This is a genomic window from Brevundimonas sp., from assembly GCF_036659295.1.
GTDB lineage: Bacteria > Pseudomonadota > Alphaproteobacteria > Caulobacterales > Caulobacteraceae > Brevundimonas.
Map to the genome: position 1 here is coordinate 1 of NZ_JAVXCU010000107.1, position 6513 is coordinate 6513.

Consider the following 6513-nt stretch of genomic DNA (forward strand, 5'->3'; position numbering starts at 1 on the left):
CGGCCTGTTGCGCGGCAGACTGGGGACGGGCGCAGAGGCGGGCCGGACTAAGCTTGTGGGCGCTGCTGTGGTGATGCTGGAGGGCAGCTTGCCGCGTCTGGACATGGGCGGGGACGAGCGCGGGGTGGAGCGTCTGTGGCGGGTGGGGCCAAAGGGGCTGGCACCGGCAGGGGCGCGTTTTAGCGAGGTACGTTTTGTCTGGCAGCGCAGGGGTTCTATGCCGTGGCGGCCCGCCCATTTCAGACAGGTGGCGGGCGAGGATGGTCTTGGCTTGAGCTGGCAGGTCTGTGTGCGAACCGGAGGGGATGGCTGGGGCGAGGATGTGGTCGAACCTGATCCGAGGCGGTTCCGGTTGCGGGTTCTGGCGGGAGGCGAGACTGTGCGAGAGTGGCAGGTTCACGACACGCGGGCGCTGTATCAAAAAGCGCAGCAGGTGGTCGATTTTCCGCACGGCATGACACCGGAAGTGACGCTGGCTGTGGCCCAGTGGGGCGATGGATGGGGCTGGGGCGAGGAAGCGTTGTTACGCTTGAAATAGCGCGACCCCTTTCAAGGGGGGCTTGGATGCCCTAACTGACAGGGAGTTGTGATTTTGAATCCTGGAGCTGAACAAGCGTGGCTGGTGATCCCTATAAGGAACTTGGCGTTTCAAAAGGCGCGAGTGCTGACGAGATCAAGAAGGCTTTTCGCAAGCTGGCTAAGGAACTGCACCCCGATAAAAATCCGGGGGACAAGGCTTCCGAAGAGCGTTTCAAGCGCATAACTGCGGCCTTTGACCTGTTGGGCGATGCCGAGAAGCGCGCCAAATACGACCGTGGCGAGATCGATGCCGACGGACGCGAGCAGTATCGCGGCTATGGCGGCGGTAATGGCGGTGGCGGTCGTGCGGGCGGTTTCTCGGGCTTTGGCGGTTCGGGCCAGCGGGGCGGTTTCGAGGATATCGACCTTTCTGACCTGTTTGCCGGTTTCGGCGGCGGGGGCGGTGCCAATCGCGGCTTTGGCGGTGGCAAGGGGCAGGATATCCGCGCCACGCTGGAGGTCAGCCTCGAAGAAGTGATTTCCGGCACCACGCGCCGTATCCAGTTTTCGGACGGGCGTATGGTGGATGTGGCCATCCCCAAGGGCGCGTCGGACGGTCAGGTGGTGCGTCTGAAAGGTCAGGGTGCGCCGGGGCGTACGCAGGCCGGTGACGCCATGATCGAGCTGAGGATCTTGCCGCACGCGCTGTACCGTCGCGAGGGAGCCGACCTGCATATGGACCTGCCGGTTTCGGTGCCCGATGCGGTGCTGGGTGGCAAGGTCACGGTGCCGACGCCTGAAGGCAAGGTGATGATGAGCATCCCTAAGGGCTCGAACTCGGGCAAAGTGTTGCGTCTGAAGGGGCGTGGCGGCTATGCTGATGGCAAGCGCGGGGACCTGCTGGCCAAGCTGATGGTGACGCTGCCGGACGAGGAAGACGAACTTTTGGTTCGTTTTGCCGAGGACTGGCGCAAAAATCGGCCCTACACGCCGGGCAAGTGATGGCGTAAGGCAATCTGCGTTCTGTGGTGGTGAGTCTGTCGCTCGCCGCGCTCTGCCTAGAGGGATTGCTGCCGATGCCTGTTGTGAAGCCCGAGATGAAGCCTGCGCGTCCGTGGTTTTCGTCGGGGCCGACGGCCAAGCGACCCGGTTATAAGCTGGCAGGACTTTCGGAAGCTTTGCATGGGCGCGGTATTCGTGCGCCCGAGACGGCGCAGCGGTTTGCCTATGGTCTGAAGCTGACCCGCGAAGTGCTGGGTGTGCCGGACGACTATGTCATGGTCTATACACCCGGTTCCGATACCGGCGCGGTGGAAGCGGCCCTGTGGGGGATGCTGGGGCCAAGGCCTGTGACCGTGGTGGCGTTCGAGAATTTTGGCCTGACATGGGCCGAGGATGTGCGCGATCATCTGAAGCTTGATCCGGTGGTGGTGAAGGCTCCGTGGGGCGACTTGCCTGACCTTTCGATCGTGGATTGGTCGCACGATGTGGTGTTTCCGTGGAATGGTACGACATCGGGTGTGAAGGTGCCGGACGGGGACTGGATCACAGGGGACCGTGAGGGATTGAGCATCTGTGATGCGACCTCGGCGGCGTTTGCCCAGCCTCTGGACTGGCAAAAGCTGGATGTGACGACCTTTAGTTTCCAAAAGGCGCTGGGCGGCGAGGCCGGTATTGGCGTGATGGTGATGTCGCCGCGCGCCATTCAACGTCTGGACGAGAATGTGCCTGCCTGGCCGGTGCCCAAGGTGCTGCGTCTGACCGGAAAGGACGGAAAGTTTGACCGGACGCTGGCCGACGGGGTGGTCATCAATACGGCTTCGGTTCTGACGATGGAGGACTGGATCGATGCCTTGGAATGGGCCAAGTCGGTGGGCGGGCGCGATGCGCTGATTGCTCGGACCAATGCCAACTATGCGGCGCTGGAGGCTTGGGTAGCCAAGACCGCGTGGATCGATTTTCTGCCGCAGCGCGAGGATATCCGCTCGACGACTTCGGTGTGTCTGAAATTTACCGATGATCGTGTTTCGGCGCTGGATGCCAAGGGGCAGAAGGCGTTTGTGACGCGCTTCAAGGCGCTGCTGGAAGGCGAGGGCGCGGTTTACGATATGGAGCCGCACCGTAATGCGCCGCCCGGCTTGCGGTTGTGGTGTGGATGCACGATCGAGACGGCCGATGTGGTGGCGATCGGACCTTGGCTGGAATGGGCTTTTGCAACAGCGGTGGCGGAAATCTGATATTTCCAATGACCGAGGGCGACAGCCGACGATTCAACGGTTATAGGCTGCTACCGCGTTTTACTCGCGGAGATCAGTGCAGTGGCAAATGTTGCGGTAGTCGGCGCCCAGTGGGGTGACGAGGGCAAGGGCAAGATCGTGGACTGGCTGTCCAATCGCGCCGATATGGTGGTGCGGTTCCAGGGCGGCCACAATGCGGGGCACACCCTCGTTGTCGATGGCAAGGTCTATAAGCTGGCACTTCTGCCCAGCGGTGTGGTGCAGGGCAAACCCTCCATCATCGGTAATGGCGTGGTCGTGGACCCGTGGCACCTTGTTAATGAGATTGCCAAGATCGAGGCGCAGGGCGTCCAGATCAGCCCCGAACTGCTGACGATTGCGGACAATGCCTGTCTGATCCTGCCGATCCATCCGGCGCTGGACGTGGCGCGCGAGGCGGCCGCTTCGGCTCCCGGTGCCAAGATCGGCACGACCGGTCGCGGTATCGGTCCGGCCTATGAGGACAAGGTGGGCCGCCGTGCGATCCGCGTTTGCGATCTGGCCAATGAAGAAGACCTGAAGACCAAGATCGAGCGTCTGCGCTCGCACCATGACCCGCTGCGTGCCGGTCTGGGGCTGGAGCCGATTGATCCGCAGGCTCTGTTGCAGCAGTTGCTGGATATTGCGCCGAAGATTTTGCCGTATGTGAAGCCCGCATGGCGTGTGCTGGATCAGGCCCAGAAGGCCGGTAAGCGCATCCTGTTCGAGGGCGCGCAGGGCGCGTTCCTTGATGTGGACCACGGCACCTATCCTTATGTGACATCGTCCAACACGGTGGCCGGTCAGGCTGCGGCCGGTTCGGGCCTTGGTCCGCGTGGCGTCGGCTATGTTCTGGGTATTGTGAAGGCCTATACGACCCGCGTGGGTGAAGGTCCGTTCGCCTGTGAACTGGATGACGAGGTGGCCGAGCATCTGGCAACCGTGGGCCGCGAGGTCGGTGTGAACACTGGCCGTGCGCGTCGCTGTGGCTGGTTCGATGCTGTGCTGGTGCGTCAGTCGGTGGCCATCAATGGTATTGACGGTATTGCCCTGACCAAGCTGGACGTTCTGGATGGCCTGAAAACGCTGAAGATTTGCGTGGGTTATCGCGTGAATGGCGAGGTTCTGGACTATCTGCCGTCGAGCCTGAAGGATCAGGCGGCTGCCGAGCCGGTGTTCGAGGAGCTGGAAGGCTGGAGCGAGAGCACTGGCGGCGTCCGTAGCTTCAAGGACATCAACGCCAATGCCATCAAATATGTGCGCCGTATCGAAGAACTGATCGGTGCGCCGGTGGCCTTGTTGTCGACCAGCCCAGAGCGTGACGACACCATCCTGATGCGCGATCCGTTTCAGGGCTGATTGATACGATTTCGTACAAGGGGTTTTTAACACCCTTGGATTAAGGCTGTCCCTGATATTCGGGGGCAGCCTTGTTCGCTTTAGATACCAAATCGATGCAGAAAATCGCCCCGGTGGTTCGCCGGGTCGTTGTTGTGGACCCCAATCCGGCGGGGGCCAAGTTGATGGCCGAGCTGTTGAAGGGCTTTGGCTGTCGCGATGTCGCGATTGAATCCGATGATGCCCGCGTGGTTGATCTGGCCCGCGAGATGGAGCCGGGCCTGTTCATTATCGAGCGTTCGGGACCGAAGCTGGATGGCGAAGCGTTGGCGCGCCGTATCCGCAGGTCCAGCCTGTCGACCCGCCGCGCGCCGATCATCATGGTGACGGCGGAGGCCACGGCGTCGTCCATCAAGGGCGCGCGCGATGCGGGTGTGCACGAGTTTCTGAGGAAGCCCTTTACCAGTGGCGACCTTTATCGCCGGATTGAAAATCTGGCCACCAAGCCGCGCGACTGGGTCGAGGCTGTGGGCTATGTGGGGCCGGATCGTCGCCGGTTTAACTCGGTCGACTATGCCGGTCCACGTAAGCGCAAGGCCGACGAGGGCGGAGAGCCGACGCTGGACGGGATCAAGGATCAGTCGATGCGGATTCTGGCCTCGGCTCTGGTGCAGTTTTCCAGCGATCCGGCGCAGGCCGTGCGCGCGATCGGCGAGCAGGGCAAGACCTTGAAGATGCTGGCGGTGAAGACGGGCGATACGGCTCTGGCGCTGGCGACGGTCGCCTTGCATACGGAACTGGAAATGGGGCGCACGTCGCTGGAGCAGTTGAACGGGCCGGTGAAGGCTATTTTGGCGCTGGCCTCGTCCAAGACACTCGCGAGACAGGCTTAGATTTCGTCAGGCAGGCAAGAAAAAAGGGCGGCTGGAGTGATCCAGTCGCCCTTTTCGCTTCGGGGGAGGGGAGAAGGTGTGATGCGTCAGGCGTTGACGAGGTTGCGCTCTTGAGCGGCAGCCTGCATCGCTTTTTGCAGCTTTTCGAAAGCACGGACCTCGATCTGGCGCACGCGTTCGCGGCTGACTCCATATTGGCCGGCCAGTTCTTCGAGGGTGACCGGATCATCCTTGAGGCGACGCTCGGTCAGGATGTGTTTTTCGCGGTCGGTCAGTTCTTCCATGGCTTCCTGAAGGAGCGACATGCGGATGCCGCGCTCTTCGTTGTCGGCCAGTTGGGTTTCCTGACTGATGGCGTCGTCGTCGGCCAGCCAGTCCTGCCATTCGGATTCACCGTCGGCACGCATAGGCGCGTTCAGAGACGAGTCGCCGCCGAGGCGGCGGTTCATGTCGATGACTTCCTGCTGGCTGACGCCGAGCTTGGTCGCGATCTGTTCGAGGTGTTCGGGCAGCAGGTCGCCTTCTTCGAAGGCCGAGATCTGGCTCTTGGCTTTGCGAAGGTTGAAGAACAGCTTCTTCTGGGCGGCGGTGGTGCCCATTTTGACCAGCGACCACGAACGCAGGATGTATTCCTGAATGGACGCGCGGATCCACCACATGGCGTAGGTGGCCAGGCGGAAACCCTTATCGGGGTCGAATTTCTTGACGGCCTGCATCAGGCCGACATTGCCTTCGGAAATAACTTCGCCGATCGGCAGGCCGTAGCCGCGATAACCCATGGCGATCTTGGCCACGAGGCGAAGGTGGGATGTTACCAGACGGTGGGCCGCTTCGGGGTCCTCGTGCTCGGACCAGCGTTTGGCGAGCATGAATTCTTCGTCTTTGGTAAGCATCGGAAACTTGCGGATTTCCGAGAGATAACGCGATAGCCCCTGTTCAGGCGACATCACCGTCAAAGTGGTATTAGCCATGTGGTCCCTCCGACCGATTACGAGCGGGCGCTTCGGCTATGGCCACATGCGTGCACCATCGCCTCGCCCCTCAATGGATAGAGATGGTATTTCGTTGCATGGTTTTAAAGGGGCAAAATCGCGTTTGGATTGCGATTTTGTGCCAAGGCCATGCAGACGGGAGAGCATCTCTGGGCGCTGGAGATTAATTAGCACAGAGGTAGTTGCTAATCAAGCGCGGCGAGGCGTGCCTCAAGCGCCTGCATGTCGGCGGGCGGATTGGTTTCGAAGCGGAGGGCCTCGCCGGTCACCGGATGAACGAAACCGAGGATGGCGGCGTGCAGGGCCTGACGGGTGAAGTTCAACTCTTCGAGGATGGCGCGCACGGGAATGGATGCAGCTCCCGAGCCATAGACAGGATCGCCCAGAAGCGGCGCACCGACCGAGGCCATGTGGACGCGGATCTGGTGGGTACGGCCTGTGTGCAGGGTGCAGGCGATGCGCGAGGAGAGGGGCGCACCGCTGGCCTTGGCGGGCTGGCCGTAGGTTTTCTGGACC

Annotated in this window: 5 protein-coding genes and 2 pseudogenes; 5 read left to right on the plus strand and 2 right to left on the minus strand. The window is 61.6% G+C overall.

Annotated features, from left to right (window positions below):
* The 5 genes and pseudogenes from RSB01_RS12920 to RSB01_RS12940 all read left to right on the plus strand — a co-directional run.
* Positions 1–538, plus strand: a pseudogene (locus RSB01_RS12920) (hypothetical protein); the annotation flags it as partial.
* Positions 539–615: 77 nt separating this feature from the next.
* Positions 616–1521, plus strand: coding sequence for a DnaJ C-terminal domain-containing protein (locus tag RSB01_RS12925; RefSeq protein WP_332590656.1), 906 nt, complete (start codon positions 616–618; stop codon positions 1519–1521).
* Between the two features lie 74 nt (positions 1522–1595).
* Positions 1596–2756, plus strand: a complete 1161-nt coding sequence (locus tag RSB01_RS12930; protein WP_332590657.1) for a phosphoserine transaminase — start codon at positions 1596–1598, stop codon at positions 2754–2756.
* Positions 2757–2837: 81 nt separating this feature from the next.
* Positions 2838–4133, plus strand: coding sequence for an adenylosuccinate synthase (locus tag RSB01_RS12935; protein WP_332590658.1), 1296 nt, complete (start codon positions 2838–2840; stop codon positions 4131–4133).
* Positions 4134–4228: 95 nt separating this feature from the next.
* Complete coding sequence (locus RSB01_RS12940) at positions 4229–5005, plus strand: response regulator (protein ID WP_332590659.1); 777 nt, start codon at positions 4229–4231, stop codon at positions 5003–5005.
* A gap of 86 nt (positions 5006–5091) precedes the next feature.
* Here RSB01_RS12940 and rpoH read toward each other — a convergent pair whose 3' ends face one another.
* Complete coding sequence (gene rpoH / locus RSB01_RS12945; protein WP_332590660.1) at positions 5092–5976, minus strand: RNA polymerase sigma factor RpoH; 885 nt, start codon at positions 5974–5976, stop codon at positions 5092–5094.
* Between the two features lie 206 nt (positions 5977–6182).
* Positions 6183–6513: pseudogene (locus tag RSB01_RS12950) on the minus strand (RluA family pseudouridine synthase); the annotation flags it as partial.